Raw genomic sequence first — 17,168 nt, forward strand, 5'->3', positions numbered from 1 at the left:
AGTGGTCGTTCCCAGCCCTGGGAAGAGCCACTACTGCCAGTTAGTTGGGTTGGTGGGGCGATGGGTTCTTGCGGGCCATGTACCACTCGGTGAATTCGCGGGCGCGCCCGTCCTCGGCAAAACGGATCACCCAAAGGTTGTCATAGGTGGGATCCCCGTTGAGGTACGTGGTCAGGCCCTGGACAAACGCGGTATCACCGTCCTCGCCCAGAAGGTTCCATTCGAAAGTCCAGTCCTCGGGTTTGTCGCCGGCGTCGGCCCATGCTTTGACGATTTCGTCGTGGCCGTTCCATTGTTTTTCAGTGTTGGGGCGGTCGTTGTAGACGGCGTCCTCAGTAAAGAGGGCGCGGATGTCGTCGGGCTCATTTGACGTCCACGCACGTTCGTACTGATCCATCCAAAAGTTCACGTCGTTGGTCATCTACCCGTTCTACCCTGCTTGGGCCGGTGGGTTCAACGGTGGGTGAGTTGCTTTCACCTGGCCGGGCGTGCGATTCCACGGGATGCCCGGCGGATGTGGTCCTGGGTGAGGCCGGTCATCGAGGCAAGCTCCAAGTCGTCACAGACCCTGTTCCGGAGCGCCCCAATAATCAAGGCCTCGCGACGTTCACTGATCAGGTCCCGATGGCTTTCCGCTGCCCGGAGTTCATCGCTTTTCACTTGCAGCGCGGACAGGTGGGCTTGGCGGGGGAGTCCGCTGGGATGATGATCGTCATAAGCCAAAGCGATGGTGCGGACGGTGCGCAGGTTCTCTCCGGTAACCGCCGAGACAGTCGCTACCGTGAGCCCATCCTCTATCGCTTGGGCAATCAGCTCGTTTCTGGCTGCAGTCAACGTCCGGATGGCACTGGCCGCATGCGAGAGAAGTTGCCGATGAACCCCGAGTGCGTGGGCGAGCTTGGTGTGTTCGCCGTGATCTGGAGCTTGCGATCGTGGTGCTTTGGCCCGGTAGGCGTACCTTCCAGTGGCTGAGCGAGCCTGCAGGGAAGCGGCCGTGGCTGAGCTGGTTCGGAGGGGCATGGGCTCCCTTTCGGTGCGGATCAGGTCCTTGTGATCCCTCGAATGTAGGCGTTGCTCGCCCGGCCGAGGAAATACCAATACCGCGTGAACCCATAAGTAAAGTGCATGGAAAAGCACTTTTCGGCGCGGAAAGCACTTGAATCGGCGCGTGTGGCAGGAAACCTGGTCAAGCGTCATAAGGACCCCTTATAGATCCACGCACATTAGGTCTTATCCACAAAGCGCGCCAATCCCTAGTCTCGAAAAAGGGGATACGCGAATCCGCGTGTCTTGAGTTCCACATTCCTGGAGGAGACATGTCCGACTACCTGCCGGCGTCGAGGGTCATCCGCATCAAGTCCTCAGCGAGCGTCACCGCGGCGGCCCGTGTCCGTGAACTGAAAGCTGAAGGCATCCCGATCATCGACCTGACCGTCGGCGAGCCGGACTTTGACACCCCGGACCACATCAAGGCCGCCGCCATCGAGGCAATCAACAACGGCGAAACCAAATACACCTCGGTGACAGGTACGCCTGAGCTGCAGACCGCCATCCTTCGCAAAATCGAGGCCCACACAGGGCACCACTACGAGCCGCACCAGCTGACTATCGGCGGCGGCGCCAAGCAGGTCCTCTACGTTGCCCTGATGGCTTCGGTCAACGAAGGCGATGAGGTGATTGTGCCCGCGCCCTACTGGGTCTCGTACCCGGATATGGTGCTCGCCAACGACGGCACGCCGGTGATCGTCGAATGCACGGAAGAGAGCGGCTTTAAGCTCACTCCGGCAGTGCTGGAAGAGGCCGTGACGCCCCGGACCAAGTGGCTCATCCTCAATGCACCGTCGAACCCCACCGGCGCCGTGTACACCCGCGAGGAACTCGAAGCCCTCGGCGCAGTTCTGGAACGACACCCCCACGTCTTCATCCTCACCGACGAGATCTATGACGAAATCCACTTCGGCAACGGCCGTGTCACCAGCCTGGCCACCGCCGCGCCGAAGCTCAAGGACCGCATCCTTCTGGTCAACGGCGTATCCAAGGCCTACGCCATGACCGGCTGGCGCCTCGGCTACGGTGTGGGACCGGCGCCCTTGATTGCTGCCATGAACAAGCTGCAGTCCCAGACGTCGTCTTGCCCGTCGTCCATCAGCCAGGCCGCAGCAACGGCGGCGCTGAACGGCGATCAGTCCTTCGTCCGCGACAGCGTGGAGGTTTACCGCAAGCGTCGGGACGCCGCCGTCGAGGGCCTCAACGCCATCAACGGCCTGTCCGTTGCGCCGGCGGAAGGCGCCTTCTACGCCTACGTGAACTGCAGTGGTGTGATCGGGAAAGCCGCGTCCGACGGCACGGTCATCGAGAACGACCAGGACTTCACGCTCTATCTCCTGAACGCTGCCCGCGTCGCCGTCATCCAGGGTTCGGCCTACGGCCTTGGCCCCTATTTCAGAATCTCCTTCGCCACGTCCATGGAAACCATCAACGGCGGCGTGGACGCCATCCGCGATGCCATCAACGCCCTGTCGTAAGCCCCACAGAAAGATTCCACAATGATCCACGTCAAGACTAAATTCGAGCGCCCCGACGCTGACGTCGTCAGCCGCCTGGCCGGATTTTCCTCCGCTACGATCCACGAAGCCCAGGGCCGCCGCGGCGCGTTGAGCTCCAAGATCAAGCCGATCGACCGCTCCATGTCCTTCTGTGGTCCGGCCGTCACGGTCGCCTGCGCACCCCAGGACAACCTCATGCTCCAAGTCGCCATCCACTATGCTCAAGCCGGCGACGTTGTCTTGGTTAGTGCCCAGGAAATGGCTGAAGCCGGCACCTTCGGCGATGTCCTGGGCAATGCCATGAAAGCCAAAGGCATCGCTGCAATGGTTACCGATTCCGGCGTCCGTGATACCCAGGATCTGATCGAACTTGGCCTGCCCGTCTTCTCCGCCAGTGTCAGCATCAAGGGCACGGTCAAGGAAACGCTGGGCCCGGTAAACCACCCGATCGTCTTCGGTGACGAGATCATTTACCCCGGCGATATCCTCCGCGGCGACGCTGACGGCGTTGTGGTAGTTCGACGCGAGGAAGCCGAGGAAGTCATCGCCCTGTCCCAGGCCCGCGACGACCACGAGCGTGAGATCATCAAGCTGTACCACGACGGCGGCACCACCATCGAGCTGTGTGGCTTGACGGACAAGCTCAAGGAGAAGGGTCTCTTGGTAGAGGACTAGAACCTCCGCTGAAGGCCGGCCGCCGCGACGTGGAGACGCGGCGGCCGGCCCTTTGGCGCGCTTGCTGTTTTCGGGCACAAGAAAGGCGCCGTGCCGGAGCAGGGCGCCTTGTGGCGTTGGAACTTTGATGAAGGCCCGACGGCGGGTGGCTGAGTTGGCCGCTTCCCTTCACCCGGGGCTTAGTCCAGCCCCGAGTGTCCCGGGCGGGTATCCACTAACTGCCATTCGATGCTGCTACCGGCGTGAGGTGGCATCAGGCTGCCTTCGAAGACGAACAGGGGTTCGCCTATCCCGCCGATCGGACGCCAGAAACCATTTCGTGGGCAATGGAATCCGGTTCGTGCGCTAACTGTTCCGCGGGTTGGACTTGATACCCATCCGATTGTGCTGATCTTTTTCACCGTTGTTTCCTTTGAACTCGCCCGCGGGATGCGTGAGCTGTTTTCGAATTTGTTGCTAATTCGATAGTAGGAAAATTCGGCGTTCGTGAATAAGACCAAAGCTGTCTGTCCGGATAAGGCTTTGTTATGGATGGGCCGGCAGTTGAACGGGGTCGGTTCCGTACTTGCTGATGAGTTGTTGATGCAGCATTTCCTTGACCACCATGAGGACAGCTGAGGCGGCCTCGGACAGCGGTTCGTGGTCAGGGGTGCAGAGGGCGATCTTGCTCTGGAGTCCTGGCTCCACAATCCGCAGTACCTTGAAGTCCTGGTCCGGGAAGAGGGCGTCCGCGGCTGACTTCGGCAGTACGGTGCCGCCTAGATTGGCTCGGATAAGTCGTGTCAATGAAGGAACGGACTCCACTTCCCCCACCAGCTTGAGCGGTAGCTCCTGGTCCGTCAGGCCCTTCTCGATGAGCTGGCGCAGCGTGTGGTTCTTTTCGGGGAGGAACAGCCCCACGGTGCTCGCCTCCGCAAGGGTGATCGTGTCCTTGCCGTGGTTGATGTCCACATCCGGGTGCACCACCAAATGCAGGTCTTCCACAATCATGGTGGTGAACTGAACCCCGCGGATTTTCCCGGGTTCGTAGATCAGCGCCATGTCCAAGCGTCCGTTCTTGATGGCCTCGCTCAGCACGCCGCCGAAGATCTCTGTCAGGTGGATCACGATGTCCGGGTAGCGCCGCCCTACTTCGCTGATGATCTGGGGCGTCAGGCTGGAGGCCATGCTGTAGGGCGCAATCGCTATGGACACCCTGCCCGAAGGCGCGGCTCCGGAGGTGGCCACATCTTGCCGGGCTTGCTCAACGAGCCTGAGGATCGACTGGGCATGGCGGTAGAGGGTGTGCCCGGCAGCAGTGGGTTCAACCCCTTGCTTACTGCGGATCAGGAGTCGCTGCTTGAGGTCGTTCTCCAGTGCCGATACCTGCTGACTGAGCGCCGGCTGGGCAACGTGAAGGGCAGCAGCTGCCTTGGTGATGCTCCCTGAATCAACGATCTGAACAAAGTATGAGAGCTTCCTCGTGTCCATGGATTTGCCTTCCTGGAGAGCCACGTCCCCGGGTGGCATGCGTTGGGTAAATTCTATCCGGGCACCTGTGGGACCCATGACACAGTACAGGGTGGTGCAGGTCATAACGGAGAGCTATCACGGGATAGCTATTAGGTCTTTGTGCGGGGGTCTGCCCGAGTGCGAGACTTTTGGAAAGAACTTCAGGCAACGCATCGGATTGAATCCAGCGTCCACAATTTCCGGAAATTCAAGGTCACCTTCCACAGAGGCATGGTGATATTTCCGCTATTAATTCAGAACTCACGGAAAGAGAACCACGTGAACCCCACAATTGATCTTGTAGCGGATCTTGGAGAGGGATTTGGCGCCTACACCATTGGCGACGATTCCGAGCTCCTGGAGATCGTAACAAGCGCCAATATTGCATGCGGGTTCCACGCCGGTGATCCGGACATCATGGCAGCTACCGTTGCTGAATGTGTACGCCGTGGAGTTGGCATCGGTGCGCATCCGAGCTTCCCGGACCTGCGTGGTTTCGGACGACGCGATATGGGGCTCTCCGCCGGCGAGGTACAGAACGACGTCCTTTACCAGCTGGGAGCACTGAACGGCTTCGCAGCCTTCCACGGCACCAAGGTCTCCCACCTGGCACCTCACGGCCGGCTCGGCAACCTGGTTGCTGTCCGCCCCGACTATGCCCGGGCCGTGGCGCAGGCTGCTGCCAAGGTGGACAACAAGATGATCGTTGTCGCACAGGAAGGTGAACTGGCCGCCGCTTCCCGGGCCGCCGGACTTGACGTAGCGATCGTGGGCATCGTGGACCGCGCCTACCAGGAAGACGGCACGTTGGTTCCCCGAACCCAATCGGGCGCCGTGCTCCACGATCCCGCCGAGATCGTTGAGCGGACCCTTCGCATGGTGATTGAGGGCAAGCTCCGCTGCGCCAACGGCGTGGACATGACAATCGACGTCGACACCGTCCTCCTCCACGGCGACAACCCCGGTGCCGTACAACTGGCCGGCCGGATCCGGTCCGAGCTCATCTCCGCCGGCGTCAGCCTCGCTCCGCTGGCCGAGGTCATGGATGCCAAGAGGAAGGCGGCCTGACATGTCCCTTCTTGCAGCGGCCCCCACCGAGATCTACGAATCCGGAGACTCCGCACTGCGTGTTGTCGCGATCTCCGAAGCCAGCGAACACAACTGGCTGACCGTCCACGGGCTGGCAGATTGGCTGGAAAACTGCGGTGCCGAGGGTCTGTGCGGTGCGGTTCCAACCTACGATTCCGTGCTGGTGGAGTTCGATCCCATCCTCGTCTCGGCACGGCAGGTCCGTGCCTTCGTGACGCTCGGGCTGCTGGAACTCGGCCACGCCGGCGAATCCGCAAGAGCACCCCGTGAATTCGATGTCCCCGTGGTGTATGGCGGCGAGTACGGCCCCGATTTAGAGCGCGTCGCGGAGCACCAGGGGATCTCAGTGGGCGAGGTCATTCGCCTCCACACCGCCAAGACTTACACCGTTCGTTGCCTCGGTGCTCCGGCTGGTTCCCCAATGATGGATGGCCCCGCCTTCCCCAAGCCGGTGCCGCGGCTCAAGGACCCCCGACTCAGCGTCCCCGCTGGTGCAGTGGCAGTTGCCGGTCGCCAAGCAGTCATTGCTCCGGCGGTGGCTCCCGGTGGATGGTGCGTCATTGGACAGACCCCGATGTCGGTCCTGAACATCCGCCGCGAACCGTTGGTGCCCTACAAGCCGGGCGACATCCTGCGGTTCCGGCAGATCCGTACCGAAGACTTCGGCCAGTACGCCGGCTTGGAATTGGAGCCGCTGGACGTGGCTTCGGAGGACGTGGACTTTGTGGAGTCAGGGGCGCGGCCATGAGCGGCCCAATCCTGATCCTGCAGGCTGGTAACTCGGTGGTCACTGACCTTGGCAGAACCCGCGGACCCCGATTCGGACTTCCGGTCAACGGAGCTTCGGATCAGTACTCGGCCCGTGCAGCCAACATCCTGGCCGGGAATCCGGACCACCATCCGCTGGTGGAGATCACGGCCCTGGATTTTCGGATGAAGGCCACCACCGACATCCTGATTGCTGTCACAGGTGCTCCGCTCACGCTCACCGTGGGCGGTCGGCCCTGCAGCCAATGGGAGCCGGTATCCGTTCGGGCCGGGGAGTCAGTGACCATCCGTGGCATCCACAGTGGTCTTCGTGCGTACCTGGCAATCCACGGTTCCATAGAGGCCGAAACACTGCTTGGCAGCTGCGCCCCGGACACGGTTGTAGGCTTCGGGCTTCAACTGAAGGAAGGCATCAGCCTCCGCGCCCGCAGGAGCGTTGGGCCCGTACGCCAACCCTACTTTGACCTTCCACTTTTCCGGCTGGGCCTTGAACGGCCAAGCATGGGATCAGAACTGTTGGTTGATGTGACGGACGGGCCGGACGTCGCCGAATTTGGCGAATCCGGCGAACTGCTCTTCACCTCGGAGTACGCAGTCAGTGACCGCAGCAACCACATTGGCCTGCGGCTCGGCGGAGAGCTTCCGGAAAGAACCTCAAGCGGTGAGGTCCTCTCCCGCGGAGTGCCGGTAGGCGCCGTCGAGGTTCCCTCCAGGGAAGAACTGCTGGTACTGCACCGGGGCCGCGGCGTCACCGCCGGGTATCCCGTACTTGCAGTGGTCACCAGCACCGGACTGGATGTCCTGGCTCAAGCGAGGCCAGGGGACAAAGTCCGTTTTCGGAAAACCACAGTGGCAGAAGCAACTGCCGCCCACAGGCGCTCGCGGGCGCAACTTGAAACCCTCCGCGAATCCGTCAACACCGTCTTCGGACTCCTCGGCATCGGATGCCGTCCCCAGTGGCAGGACCTACCAGTTGCGGCATGCAGCTAATAACCCCTGTCGTTAGACCAGTAGGCGTTGCTACGCTCATCTCAGTAAGGAAAAGTCATGACCGCAAGCACCAACGCTGCGCCAGTGCAGCATGAGCGGCTCACCAGCCGCCAAACCCGCAAGGTTGTCACCGCAGGTTGTGTTGGCATCTTCGTGGAACTGTACGACAACGGCATTTTCGCCTTCATGGCGGGAACACTGGCCCTCGTCTTCCTCGCGCCGGGCAACCCGGACAATGCACTGCTCTTCGTGTTCGCCGGCTACGCGGTCTCTTTCTTCGTTCGCCCGCTCGGCGCCGTGGTCTGTGGCTACCTCGGGGACCGGATCGGCAGGCAAAAGCTACTCGTCTTTGTCATCCTCCTGATCAGTGTTGCCACCGCCGGTATCGGTCTGCTGCCTCCCTATGCGGCCATCGGCGTTGCGGCCCCCATCCTGCTGGTCCTCCTGCGTCTTCTGCAGGGCTTCTCGGTGGGTGGCGAAGCTGCCGGCGCCATGACCTTCCTCGCTGAGCACGCCCCTGAGGGCAAGCGCGGCATCATCACCTCCTATGCCCAGATCGCTTCCTTCGCAGCACTGCTGACCGGTACTTTGGTGGCCTTCTCCATGTCGCCGTGGCTTACCCAGGCAGCGATCGACGGCGGTGGCTTCGGCTCGTTCGCGTGGCGCATCCCGTTCTTGGTCGCCATCCCTATGGGCATCATCGGGTGGTATATCCGCAAGGCCATCAGCGACACCCCTAACTTCGAAAAGCTCAAGGAAGAGGGCGGCCTCTCCAAGAACCCGCTCAAGGAAGCCTTCCAGTCCAAGGAACACCGCCGTGCCATGCTCTTGGCCCTCTTCATCCCGCTGATGAACGGCTCCGGCTACTACGTCCTGTTCTCCTACATGCCCACGTTCCTCAAGGGCAAGCAACTGAACTTCACCATCGGTGAAGCACTCTTGGTCACCGCCTGCAGCCTGGTTGTCATCTGCATCGCCATCCCGTTCATGGGCGCCCTCTCCGACCGCGTTGGCCGCAAGAAAGTCATTGCCGGTTCCGCCATCGCCATGGCAGTCCTCGGCATCCCGTCCTACGCCCTGATCGCCACCGGTCAGATGGGTCTGGCCATTCTGGGCGCCTGCATCATGGCCATCGTTTTTGCAGGCCACACCGCAGTCATCCACATCCTGATCGTTGAACTGTTCCCCACCCGCGTCCGCTACTCCGCTTACGGCCTTGGCTATAACATCTCCTCGGCCCTCTTCGGCGGCACGGCGCCGCTGCTGATGACCTGGCTGATCGGCAGCACCGGCAACATCTACATGCCGGCCTTCTATGCAGTCATCACCGCGCTCGGCACGCTCATTGCGGTCAGCACGGTCAAGGACCGTGCCCACGAGCCACTGCGCGACGCCTAGCCCCACCCACCTCCGGCAAGTGCGCCGGGCCTCCAAGTCCGGCGCACTTTTCCCCACCGATTCCCCACCATTTGGAGAACCCGATGTCCTTTTCTGACTACACCACCGCCCTCGTCACCGGCGCCTCAACCGGCATGGGTGCAGCCATCGCTGAACGCCTTGCCAAGCGCGGCCTGACCGTTCACGCCGTGGCCCGCAACGAGGAACGCCTCGCCGAACTGGCCGACCGCACCGGAGCCATCCCGCACGTAGTGGACCTGACTGATACCGCCGCGCTGGCCGCCGTCGTGAATGACCTCAAGGTGGACGTCCTGGTGAACTGCGCCGGGGTTTCCCGGCCGGGCAACATCCTGGACTCTTCCGCAGAAGACATTGACGAACTGGTGGACGTGAACCTTCGTGGCCTGCTGCAGCTCACTCGGCTGGTCCTGCCAGGGATGGTGGAGCGCGACCTCGGCCACGTCATCAACATCAGCTCGATCGCCGGCGTTTACAACTTCTACGGCCACACGGTTTACCACGCAACCAAGGCCGCCGTACACCAGATCTCCCGCCAGCTCCGGAACGACACCGTTGGCAAGCGCATCCGGGTCACGGAAATCTGCCCGGGCCGCGTGGAGACCGAGATCTTCGGCCGAAACCTGGGCGGCACACCCGAGGCTATGGAAGAGGCCTGGCAGACGTACTACGAGGGCTACGAGTCGCTGACCACGGACGACATCGTCAATGCCCTGGACTACGCCATCGAAACGCCGCGCCACGTCAATGTGGGCATGCTCGAACTCATGCCGACGTTCCAGGTGCCCGGTGGCCTGACGTTTGACCGGCGTTGACGTTCGACCGGCGCTGACCTCCGCGGTTCAGACGCCCCACAAGTTCCGGTGACACACACTCCCGTCACCGGATATATAGGCTGGCGGTCGCGTTTGTCGCGGCCGCCAGCACCCGTTTAACGACGCCGGCTGGTTCAGTCTTCGTCCAATGTCTCCGTGAGGTGATGCGTGGGGATGCGGTCACGGTCGTAAGTGATCTCCGTGTAACCGTGCGGTTGGGGGCGGCCGTCCGGCCCGAGGTTTACGAACACGATTTCCTCGATGGTCAGGATTGCCTCTCGGGTGATCATATTGCGGACCTCGGCGCGCATGGTCAAGGATGTGCGGCCAAAGCGCTTCGCAGTGAGGCCCATCTCCACCAGATCACCCTGGACCGCGGAACTGACAAAGTTGATCTCGGAAATGTACTTGGTGACAGCGCGGCCGTTGCCCAGTTGGAGGATGGCGTAGATCGCGGCCTCTTCATCGATCCACTTCAGCAGGCTGCCACCAAAGAGTGTGCCGTTGGCGTTGAGGTCCTCGGGCCGCACCCATTTGCGGGTGCGGAAGGTGATGTCTGCTTTTTCCATAATCCGAGATTATCGAAGTGGCGCAACCTTCGCTTGATGTTGCGCCGCCGTCCTAGGCCATGGCGGTGTGCGAAGCGCTGTGTGAGTCGATCCTCTTTGAGTAGCAGTACGATCCGCTAGCACCCACGTAGGGGCCGAAATTCGGTACGGCAGCAAACCCTGCGCTCTCGTAAAAGCTTCGACCGTCCGACTGGGCTGACCCTGCCTCAGCTGCGATCACGGTGAAACCGTGCGCATGGGCCTGCGCTTCGAGGGCGGCGAGGATGGAGCTTGCCACTCCGGAGCCGCGGGCATAGGGGACCACATAGAGTCGCTTGATCTCCGCGGTGTTCTCATCCAGCATCCTCAAGCCGCCGCATCCCAAAGGTTGGCCCGAGCATTTCTCATAGGCCACCACAAAAACAGCAGTGTCCGCTTCCGTCGGCGGGGATCCAGGCTCATGGTCCGTTGTTCCGAACCGTGCATCGAGTTCTGCCTGCTGTGCGGCTCGGAGGTCTGCGCCCACGGGGTTCGCCCACGTTACCTGCCGGATGTTGAGCCGTGGGTTGGTCTGCATCTTTGCCTCTTTTCGCCGGGTTTCTCAGGAGGTGTCTATGCGTACTAAGCCTAGGCAGCTGTGGTTACCGCGGTGTTTCCTGCGCGTAAGCGTCGGGAGAATTGAGGGCGCTCCCACGTTGCGGGGCACGCTATGCGCCCTCCCGCGTGGGTTTGGCGCGCAGAGCAGGCCCCGCAACGCGCGGGACAGGCCCCGCGACGCAAAGAGCAGGCTAACCGGGGTCAGGGCTGAAGGGCCTCGCCTGTGGGGTCATCGGCTGTTTGGTCGGCAAGCGCCATGCCCCCAACAGGGATTTGGTCCCAATGCAGCACCCGCCATCCCCCGTCGGGGTCCCCTTCCAAGGCCACGATGCCCGTGTTGGGGAGTTGATGCGTTTCGGCGAAGAGGGTGTCAATGTCCGTTGCCCTGCGGCCCGCCCAACAACGGATCGCAGCACCGTGGCTGACGATCGCCGCCGTCGAGTGCCCCGCGTCCGCAACCTGCCGGACTGACGCATCAAATCTGGCAAAGAAGTCGTGCCCGTTGAAAGCCCCGGGCATGCGTGCCTCCAAGTCGCCACCCGTCCACGCAAAGACAGTGCTCATGTAGCGGAGGTGAGATTCGTGGTCAGTTTTCTTCTCCAGCGTGCCGGCCTCGATCTCATGGACCCCGTCCAGGACTGTCGGCTCCAATCCTGTGGTCTTCGCCAGTGGAGCGACAGTCCGCTGGGTACGCAGCAAGGTTGAGGTGTACAAAGCTTCGATGCCTTCGTCGGCCAGCGCCTCTGGAAGGGCCGACGCCTGGCGCTCACCGAGCTCAGTCAGCCCCGGACCCGGAAACGCTGTGTCCAACTGTCCTGCGACGTTGCCGGGTGTCTGTCCGTGCCTGATCAACAGGAGCTTCATGGGTGCTCCGCTCCTTACGTCGTAAATGTTCCGGGTCCACTGCGCTCTCTTCACTGGACCTAGCCGCGCCCCCGCCCGGTTGCTTCCAGCCAATCAGCCGCGTGCGCACTGGAACACCACGACACGCCGTGTCGCCCGCGGCCGGCGCTGCTCGCCAGGCTCAGCAACCGGGATGGAACGCGCAGCTTGCGCGCAACCGGGATGGAACGCGCTTTGCTCACCAGCCCAAGCGCCGGCTGGGGGTTGACTCGACCGCGGGTTACCGCGACTGCTTATACGTCGACGGGTTTAGCGCGACTGCGGTTACGCCGACTATGGGTTGACTCGACCGCGGGTTAACGCCGACGGCGGACCGGGGCACCCAGCCCCAACCCGCCGTCGTCGAGCGTTCTGTCTTACTGCAGGTGATCCTTACTGCAGGTGGTCCACCAGTTTGTCCGCGATGCCCGTGTACTTGCCCGGGGTCAGGGCGAGCAAGCGGGCTTCGGCGTCTGCGGAGAGGCCGAGACCTTGAACGAATTCCTGCATGCGGGCGCCGTCCACGCGCTGGCCGCGGGTGAGGTCCTTGAGGCGCTCGTAAGGGTTTTCCATGCCTTCGACGCCGGCAATTGCCTCGGCACGCATGACCATCTGAATGGCTTCACCAAGGACTTCCCAGTTGGTGTTGAGATCGCCCGCGAGGACCTCTTCTGCGACGTCGAGGGCCTTCAAACCTTTGGCCACATTGGAGATGGCGAGCAGCGAGTGGCCGAAGGCGACGCCGATGTTTCGCTGCGACGAGGAGTCCGTGAGGTCGCGCTGCCAGCGGGAGGTGACCAAGGTGGCGCCAAGGGTGTCCAGGAGGCCATTGGAGATTTCCAGGTTGGCTTCCGCGTTCTCGAAGCGGATCGGGTTCACCTTGTGTGGCATGGTGGAGGAGCCGGTGGCCCCGGCAACCGGAATCTGGCGGAAGTAGCCGATGGAGATGTAGCTCCAGATGTCCGTGCAAACATTGTGCAGGATGCGGTTGAAGCGTGCGATGTCCGCGTACAGCTCAGCCTGCCAGTCGTGGCTCTCGATCTGCGTGGTGAGCGGGTTCCACGTGAGGCCCAGGCCTTCCACGAACGTCTTGGCGACTGCTTCCCAGTCAGCACTCGGGACTGAAGCCACGTGGGCCGCGTACGTTCCGGTGGCGCCGTTGATCTTGCCGAGGTATTCAGTCTTGGCGATGCGCGCCAACTGGCGGTTCAAGCGGTGCGCAATGACTGCAAGTTCCTTGCCCAGAGTGGTGGGCGTGGCGGGCTGGCCGTGCGTGCGGGACAGCATAGGCACGGAGCGGTTTGCTTCGGCCATGGCCTCGATCTGCTGCACGAGGGCGGTGGCGTTGGGCAGCCACACATCTTCCACGGCGCCCTTGATCCCCACAGCGTAGGAGAGGTTGTTAATGTCCTCGGACGTGCAACCGAAGTGCACCATGGCAGTGAGGTTCTCGATGCCGATGGCAGGCAGTCGGCGGCCGATGTAGTACTCAACAGCTTTGACGTCGTGGACGGTGACAGCTTCTATTTCCGCGAGTTCGTTAACGGACGCGGCATTGAATTCGGTAACGATGGCACGTAACTGGGCCACCTGTTCGTCGGACAGAGGCCCCGCGCCGGGCAGTACAGACTGGCTGGTCAGGTGGATGAGCCACTCAACTTCAACGTGAACGCGATCGCGGTTAAGTGCGGCCTCGGACAAGTAGTCCACGAGCGGCGCGACGGCGGCACGGTAGCGGCCGTCAAGGGCGCCAAGGGCGAGGGGTTCGGAAGCGAGGGACACGCGGAGGGATTCAGCCATGAGACCTATTCTTTCATGTTCCGCGCGGGGGCATGGAGTCAATGACGAGGCTATGTGGACGGCCGTTCAGGTTATCCACATAGGCGACAGCGCAACTTCCGTTGGGTTCGGCTGCTCCGTAGCGTCGACCCTATCGATCAGCAGAACAATCAACGGAGTACACAGACAATGAGCGTCGGCTTGATGCCTGCACCCAACCCGCCCACTTTTGATCCCTCGCAGTGTGCTTCCCGAAGCCATGAAGTCCAGAGGCTGGCGTGGCGAGTTCAATCGTGCGTGGATCAAGTGGACGTGGTTCTTACGTCCCTGCGCAAAGCCCAGGTGGACGATTGGCTTTCCCCCGCAGGGCGGGCCTACAGGACAACTATTGCCCTGCATGCTTCAGCGCTGATGCGTGCACGTGAGTCGCTGGAGGCCGCAGTGGCCGTTGTGCTCCGGCACTCTCAAAACGTCTCCGTCTCAAGCGAACGGGGTCCGTGATGGCAGATTCAGCTCCAGTCGGGGCCGGCGCAGCGCCAAAGCCCTCCCGTCCGGCCAACGACGGAATCCTCAGTATCAGGGGAGGGGTAGGCGGAATGTCTTTTCAGCTCGAGGAACTCCTGCGGGGAGCGGGAACGCTCGATGAACTGGTTCAACAACTCCTGGGCATTGAAAACGAGGCCCGTCAGGTCCAAGACGGCCTGGAGCCCTTTCTCTACGACTCTTATGAGACAGGCTGCAACGCCCTCAATGCCGTGGCCGAGAGCCGCAAGGAAGTGGGGAGGGTCCGGCAGGAACTTGTGGAGGTCAGCGCAAGTGTGCGGGCAAGCCACAGGGACTATGTGGAAGCGGAGGCCAAGAATGTTATCCCACGGTTCCCCACCCTCGACGAGATGAAGCCGGCCTGGCCGCCAACCCGGGAAATGAGCAACTATCTGGCCTCAGCACTTCTTCCATTTTGGACAACCCCAGGGGACGTCGTTCATGACGTCCTGGAGGCGCCTCAACTTTCGGACATGCGGCCAAGACCCGTAAGCATCGAAAAGACGTACGAATCGGTCGAGGACATGGAACCGTCCATGGCGGAAAGCCTTCGTCGTCTCGAGAGACTCCACGCCCGGAACGACGGCGAGATTGAGGTTATCCGCCTCGACAACAACGGCTCGCCTTCATGGATGGTGCTGATCCCGGGAACCCAGCCCGACTCACCCAGTACAAACCCCTTCGACGAACAAGGAATCGGCGAAGCGCTGGGCTACGACTCAGAAGAAGTTGTACCTGCCGTCGGCCAGGCACTCCGCGAAGCCGGTGCTGAGGCGGGCGAGCCAGTAGTGGCAGTAGGACATAGCCAGGGTGGCATCCACGCCATGAACTTGAGTCGGAACACAGCGTTTCTCAGCGAATTCGGCCTCAAGTATGTGCTGACAGCCGGAGCACCCGTGGGAGGCATCACCCCCGAGCCCGGCATCAGTTCACTGCATCTGGAACATGTCCAAGACTGGGTTCCTGGAGCCGAAGGCCGACTTAACGTCGACACAAAGGACCGGGTAACTGTCACGCTGACTAATGAGGTCAAAACTCCCGACGGGCAGGATCCCGGCATCGGCCCTGGCCATGATCAGGAAAACTATGCCGCAGGAGCAGCGCTGGTGACGGCAAGCCATGACGAGTCACTGGCAGCGTCCACTGCCGCGTTCGCTGGTGCTGTCGGCATGGGCGGGGTTGCCAAGGTGACTCGGTTCAAGCTGGAAAGAGCGCCGCTTCCGGTCCGACCACGGGCGCTACGTCCCGCCTCGCCACCTACTATCCAGGACACGAGGTCCGGAGCCGCAACAAGGTAGAGCTCGTTCCAAGGTGACTTATCTCAGGAGTTAGCGCTTCTTGGCGCCCGGAATAAGGCCCGCCACCATGGAAATGATGCTGATGATGATGGACGCCAGTATTGCTGTCCAGAAGAAGGAGTCAATAGTGAGGTGCACTGGTGTAAAGGTGCTCAACCATGCCGTCAGGTACAGCATGGCTGCGTTGATCACGATGGTGAACAGGCCCAGCGTCAGGATGGTCACCGGAAGGGACAACACTCTGACCAATGGACGGACGAAGGCATTCACCACTCCGAAGATCAGGCCGATGAACAGATACGCCAGAATGATGCCGGCGGTGTCAGCGCCCTGCGTTAGTCCTGCGTTGGCCGCTGCTGACTCTGTGGCGCTGGTGGTGATGTCCATGCCTTGCAGGAGCCAAGTTGCAACCCACAGGGCAAGCCCGTTGATCAGGACGCGAATGATGAATGAACCCATGGCCCCATGCTTTCACACGGGCCTGATAAAGAGCTCGGTGTTAGCCATGGATGGGCAAGTAGGCTTGAAGCCATGACTACTACTGACAACGTACCGGAGGGCGTAATCCCTCGTCCGGTCGTGGACAGGCTTCCCAAGTACGCGGCCGGCAAACCCCCTGCTGCGATTGAGGGCCTCACCAGCTATAAATTGTCGTCCAACGAAAACCCTCTGCCCCCGATTCCTGCAGTGTTGCAGGCAATCGCGGACCAGACCGACATCAACCGTTACCCGGACCCGCTGGCTACAAAGCTGCGCAAAGCTTTGGCCGATTTCCTGGATGTTCCGGCTGATGATGTTGTCACCGGTGCAGGCAGCTTGGGGGCTCTGAACCAAATCCTGGACACCTTCGCCGGGCAGAATGACGACGGTAAGCAAGACGAGGTGATTTACGCCTGGCGTTCCTTCGAGGCATATCCCATCTGTGTCGGCCTTGCCGGTGCAGCCAGTGTACAAATCCCGCTGCTCCCGGACGGGCGCCACGACCTCGAGACCATGGCCGCCGCAGTGACCGTCCGCACCAAAGTGATCCTCCTGTGCACGCCTAACAACCCCACCGGCCCAATCCTCACAGCCGAGGAAACGGAACGCTTCATCCAAGCAGTGCCGCCCAACGTGGTGGTAGTCATCGATGAGGCATACCAGGAGTTTGTGCGGGACGCCGACGCTGTAGACGGCATCAAGGTCTACCGCAAATACCCCAATGTTGTGGTGCTGAGGACCTTCTCCAAAGCACACGGCCTGGCGGGACTGCGTGTTGGCTACAGTGTCTCCGGCCCCGTGCTCACCCAGCACCTCCGGGTGACGGCCACTCCCTTTGCCGTTTCCCAAATCGCCGAACGCGCTGCCGTTACTTCGATCGAGAATTTCGATCAGGTTGTGGAAAGGGTACAAAGCCTGGTGGATGAACGTGATCGCGTGACGGCCGGCCTGAGGGAACTCGGTTGGTTCGTTCCTGAGGCTCAAGGCAATTTCGTTTGGTTGAATCTCGGGGAGCACAGCGCGGAGTTTGCTGCCTTGGCTGCAGAGCGGGCCTTGTCTGTCCGGGCCTTTGGAAACGAGGGCGTTCGAGTCAGCATCGGCGAGGTGGAAGCCAACACCAGGTTCTTGGATCTCTGTGCAGGTTATACAAAGGCTCCGCGAGGTTCCTAGCGGTTAACAAATGCGCCAACCGTACTTACTGCCGATAAAGTAAGGACGAAAGCCAAAACATATGCCCGTTCCGGAATGCAT

At 61.6% G+C, this 17,168-nt stretch carries 18 protein-coding genes; 10 read left to right on the forward strand and 8 right to left on the reverse strand.

Features of this window, described 5'->3' with window-relative positions; genetic code table 11:
- Window positions 1–40: 40 nt before the first annotated feature.
- Both J7I86_RS21140 and J7I86_RS23010 read right to left on the reverse strand, forming a co-directional pair.
- Window positions 41–421, reverse strand: a complete 381-nt coding sequence (locus J7I86_RS21140; RefSeq protein ID WP_214822813.1) for a nuclear transport factor 2 family protein — start codon at window positions 419–421, stop codon at window positions 41–43.
- A gap of 53 nt (window positions 422–474) precedes the next feature.
- A complete protein-coding gene (locus tag J7I86_RS23010) occupies window positions 475–1,020 on the reverse strand; it encodes a hypothetical protein (protein WP_286180102.1) in 546 nt (181 codons plus the stop codon).
- Window positions 1,021–1,316: 296 nt separating this feature from the next.
- Between J7I86_RS23010 and J7I86_RS21150 the strand changes: the two genes are divergently transcribed.
- The gene (locus tag J7I86_RS21150; protein WP_214822814.1) at window positions 1,317–2,525 is read left to right on the forward strand and encodes an aspartate transaminase; all 1,209 of its coding nucleotides are present in this window, start codon (window positions 1,317–1,319) and stop codon (window positions 2,523–2,525) included.
- Window positions 2,526–2,546: 21 nt separating this feature from the next.
- Entirely contained in the window at window positions 2,547–3,221 is a 675-nt protein-coding gene (locus J7I86_RS21155) for a 4-carboxy-4-hydroxy-2-oxoadipate aldolase/oxaloacetate decarboxylase (protein WP_214822815.1), read from the forward strand.
- A 525-nt stretch (window positions 3,222–3,746) separates the two neighbouring features.
- Here the strand turns inward: J7I86_RS21155 and J7I86_RS21160 are convergent.
- Window positions 3,747–4,691, reverse strand: coding sequence for a LysR substrate-binding domain-containing protein (locus J7I86_RS21160; protein WP_214822816.1), 945 nt, complete (start codon window positions 4,689–4,691; stop codon window positions 3,747–3,749).
- 300 nt (window positions 4,692–4,991) lie between these two features.
- Between J7I86_RS21160 and J7I86_RS21165 the strand changes: the two genes are divergently transcribed.
- The 5 genes from J7I86_RS21165 to J7I86_RS21185 all read left to right on the forward strand — a co-directional run bounded on the left by J7I86_RS21165 (window position 4,992) and on the right by J7I86_RS21185 (window position 9,790).
- The gene (locus J7I86_RS21165; RefSeq protein WP_214822817.1) at window positions 4,992–5,780 is read left to right on the forward strand and encodes a LamB/YcsF family protein; all 789 of its coding nucleotides are present in this window, start codon (window positions 4,992–4,994) and stop codon (window positions 5,778–5,780) included.
- Between the two features lies 1 nt (window position 5,781).
- Window positions 5,782–6,549 carry an allophanate hydrolase subunit 1 gene (locus J7I86_RS21170; protein ID WP_214822818.1) on the forward strand — a complete coding sequence of 256 codons (768 nt, stop codon included), beginning with the start codon at window positions 5,782–5,784 and terminating at the stop codon, window positions 6,547–6,549.
- Window positions 6,546–7,559 carry a biotin-dependent carboxyltransferase family protein gene (locus tag J7I86_RS21175; protein ID WP_214822819.1) on the forward strand — a complete coding sequence of 338 codons (1,014 nt, stop codon included), beginning with the start codon at window positions 6,546–6,548 and terminating at the stop codon, window positions 7,557–7,559. Before J7I86_RS21170 ends, J7I86_RS21175 begins: the two co-directional genes overlap by 4 nt.
- A 57-nt stretch (window positions 7,560–7,616) precedes the next feature.
- A complete protein-coding gene (locus tag J7I86_RS21180; protein ID WP_214822820.1) occupies window positions 7,617–8,957 on the forward strand; it encodes an MFS transporter in 1,341 nt (446 codons plus the stop codon).
- A gap of 83 nt (window positions 8,958–9,040) precedes the next feature.
- Window positions 9,041–9,790: an SDR family oxidoreductase gene (locus J7I86_RS21185; RefSeq protein ID WP_214822821.1), complete on the forward strand. Its 750-nt coding sequence runs from the start codon at window positions 9,041–9,043 to the stop codon at window positions 9,788–9,790.
- A 134-nt stretch (window positions 9,791–9,924) separates the two neighbouring features.
- On the opposite strand, the gene J7I86_RS21190 is transcribed toward J7I86_RS21185, so the two are convergent.
- The 4 genes from J7I86_RS21190 to purB form a co-directional block, all read right to left on the reverse strand.
- A complete protein-coding gene (locus J7I86_RS21190) occupies window positions 9,925–10,359 on the reverse strand; it encodes an acyl-CoA thioesterase (RefSeq protein WP_011776502.1) in 435 nt (144 codons plus the stop codon).
- Between the two features lie 52 nt (window positions 10,360–10,411).
- Entirely contained in the window at window positions 10,412–10,915 is a 504-nt protein-coding gene (locus J7I86_RS21195; protein WP_214822822.1) for a GNAT family N-acetyltransferase, read from the reverse strand.
- Between the two features lie 221 nt (window positions 10,916–11,136).
- Window positions 11,137–11,799, reverse strand: a complete 663-nt coding sequence (locus J7I86_RS21200; RefSeq protein ID WP_214822823.1) for a histidine phosphatase family protein — start codon at window positions 11,797–11,799, stop codon at window positions 11,137–11,139.
- Between the two features lie 411 nt (window positions 11,800–12,210).
- Entirely contained in the window at window positions 12,211–13,617 is a 1,407-nt protein-coding gene (gene purB, locus J7I86_RS21205; protein ID WP_214822824.1) for an adenylosuccinate lyase, read from the reverse strand.
- A gap of 276 nt (window positions 13,618–13,893) precedes the next feature.
- Here purB and J7I86_RS21210 point away from each other — a divergent pair, with 276 nt between their 5' ends.
- Both J7I86_RS21210 and J7I86_RS21215 read left to right on the forward strand, forming a co-directional pair.
- The gene (locus J7I86_RS21210; RefSeq protein ID WP_286180105.1) at window positions 13,894–14,097 is read left to right on the forward strand and encodes a hypothetical protein; all 204 of its coding nucleotides are present in this window, start codon (window positions 13,894–13,896) and stop codon (window positions 14,095–14,097) included.
- A 95-nt stretch (window positions 14,098–14,192) separates the two neighbouring features.
- Complete coding sequence (locus tag J7I86_RS21215; protein WP_214822826.1) at window positions 14,193–15,437, forward strand: hypothetical protein; 1,245 nt, start codon at window positions 14,193–14,195, stop codon at window positions 15,435–15,437.
- Between the two features lie 30 nt (window positions 15,438–15,467).
- Here the strand turns inward: J7I86_RS21215 and J7I86_RS21220 are convergent, their stop codons facing one another.
- A complete protein-coding gene (locus J7I86_RS21220) occupies window positions 15,468–15,896 on the reverse strand; it encodes a phage holin family protein (protein WP_214822827.1) in 429 nt (142 codons plus the stop codon).
- A 72-nt stretch (window positions 15,897–15,968) separates the two neighbouring features.
- Here J7I86_RS21220 and J7I86_RS21225 point away from each other — a divergent pair, with 72 nt between their 5' ends.
- Window positions 15,969–17,087 carry a histidinol-phosphate transaminase gene (locus J7I86_RS21225; RefSeq protein ID WP_214822828.1) on the forward strand — a complete coding sequence of 373 codons (1,119 nt, stop codon included), beginning with the start codon at window positions 15,969–15,971 and terminating at the stop codon, window positions 17,085–17,087.
- Window positions 17,088–17,168 lie beyond the last annotated feature (81 nt).

It is taken from the genome of Arthrobacter sp. ISL-95 (genome assembly GCF_018613695.1).
In the GTDB taxonomy this organism is placed as follows: domain Bacteria; phylum Actinomycetota; class Actinomycetes; order Actinomycetales; family Micrococcaceae; genus Arthrobacter.

Excerpts from the sequence above, each read along its gene's own strand:
- J7I86_RS21140 (WP_214822813.1), bottom strand. The coding sequence starts at position 421 with ATGACCAACGACGTGAACTTTTGGATGGATCAGTACGAACGTGCGTGG.
- J7I86_RS23010 (WP_286180102.1), bottom strand. The coding sequence starts at position 1,020 with ATGCCCCTCCGAACCAGCTCAGCCACGGCCGCTTCCCTGCAGGCTCGC.
- J7I86_RS21150 (WP_214822814.1), top strand. The coding sequence starts at position 1,317 with ATGTCCGACTACCTGCCGGCGTCGAGGGTCATCCGCATCAAGTCCTCA.
- J7I86_RS21155 (WP_214822815.1), top strand. The coding sequence starts at position 2,547 with ATGATCCACGTCAAGACTAAATTCGAGCGCCCCGACGCTGACGTCGTC.
- J7I86_RS21160 (WP_214822816.1), bottom strand. The coding sequence starts at position 4,691 with ATGGACACGAGGAAGCTCTCATACTTTGTTCAGATCGTTGATTCAGGG.
- J7I86_RS21170 (WP_214822818.1), top strand. The coding sequence starts at position 5,782 with ATGTCCCTTCTTGCAGCGGCCCCCACCGAGATCTACGAATCCGGAGAC.
- J7I86_RS21175 (WP_214822819.1), top strand. The coding sequence starts at position 6,546 with ATGAGCGGCCCAATCCTGATCCTGCAGGCTGGTAACTCGGTGGTCACT.
- J7I86_RS21180 (WP_214822820.1), top strand. The coding sequence starts at position 7,617 with ATGACCGCAAGCACCAACGCTGCGCCAGTGCAGCATGAGCGGCTCACC.
- J7I86_RS21185 (WP_214822821.1), top strand. The coding sequence starts at position 9,041 with ATGTCCTTTTCTGACTACACCACCGCCCTCGTCACCGGCGCCTCAACC.
- J7I86_RS21190 (WP_011776502.1), bottom strand. The coding sequence starts at position 10,359 with ATGGAAAAAGCAGACATCACCTTCCGCACCCGCAAATGGGTGCGGCCC.
- J7I86_RS21195 (WP_214822822.1), bottom strand. The coding sequence starts at position 10,915 with ATGCAGACCAACCCACGGCTCAACATCCGGCAGGTAACGTGGGCGAAC.
- J7I86_RS21200 (WP_214822823.1), bottom strand. The coding sequence starts at position 11,799 with ATGAAGCTCCTGTTGATCAGGCACGGACAGACACCCGGCAACGTCGCA.
- purB (WP_214822824.1), bottom strand. The coding sequence starts at position 13,617 with ATGGCTGAATCCCTCCGCGTGTCCCTCGCTTCCGAACCCCTCGCCCTT.
- J7I86_RS21215 (WP_214822826.1), top strand. The coding sequence starts at position 14,193 with ATGTCTTTTCAGCTCGAGGAACTCCTGCGGGGAGCGGGAACGCTCGAT.
- J7I86_RS21220 (WP_214822827.1), bottom strand. The coding sequence starts at position 15,896 with ATGGGTTCATTCATCATTCGCGTCCTGATCAACGGGCTTGCCCTGTGG.
- J7I86_RS21225 (WP_214822828.1), top strand. The coding sequence starts at position 15,969 with ATGACTACTACTGACAACGTACCGGAGGGCGTAATCCCTCGTCCGGTC.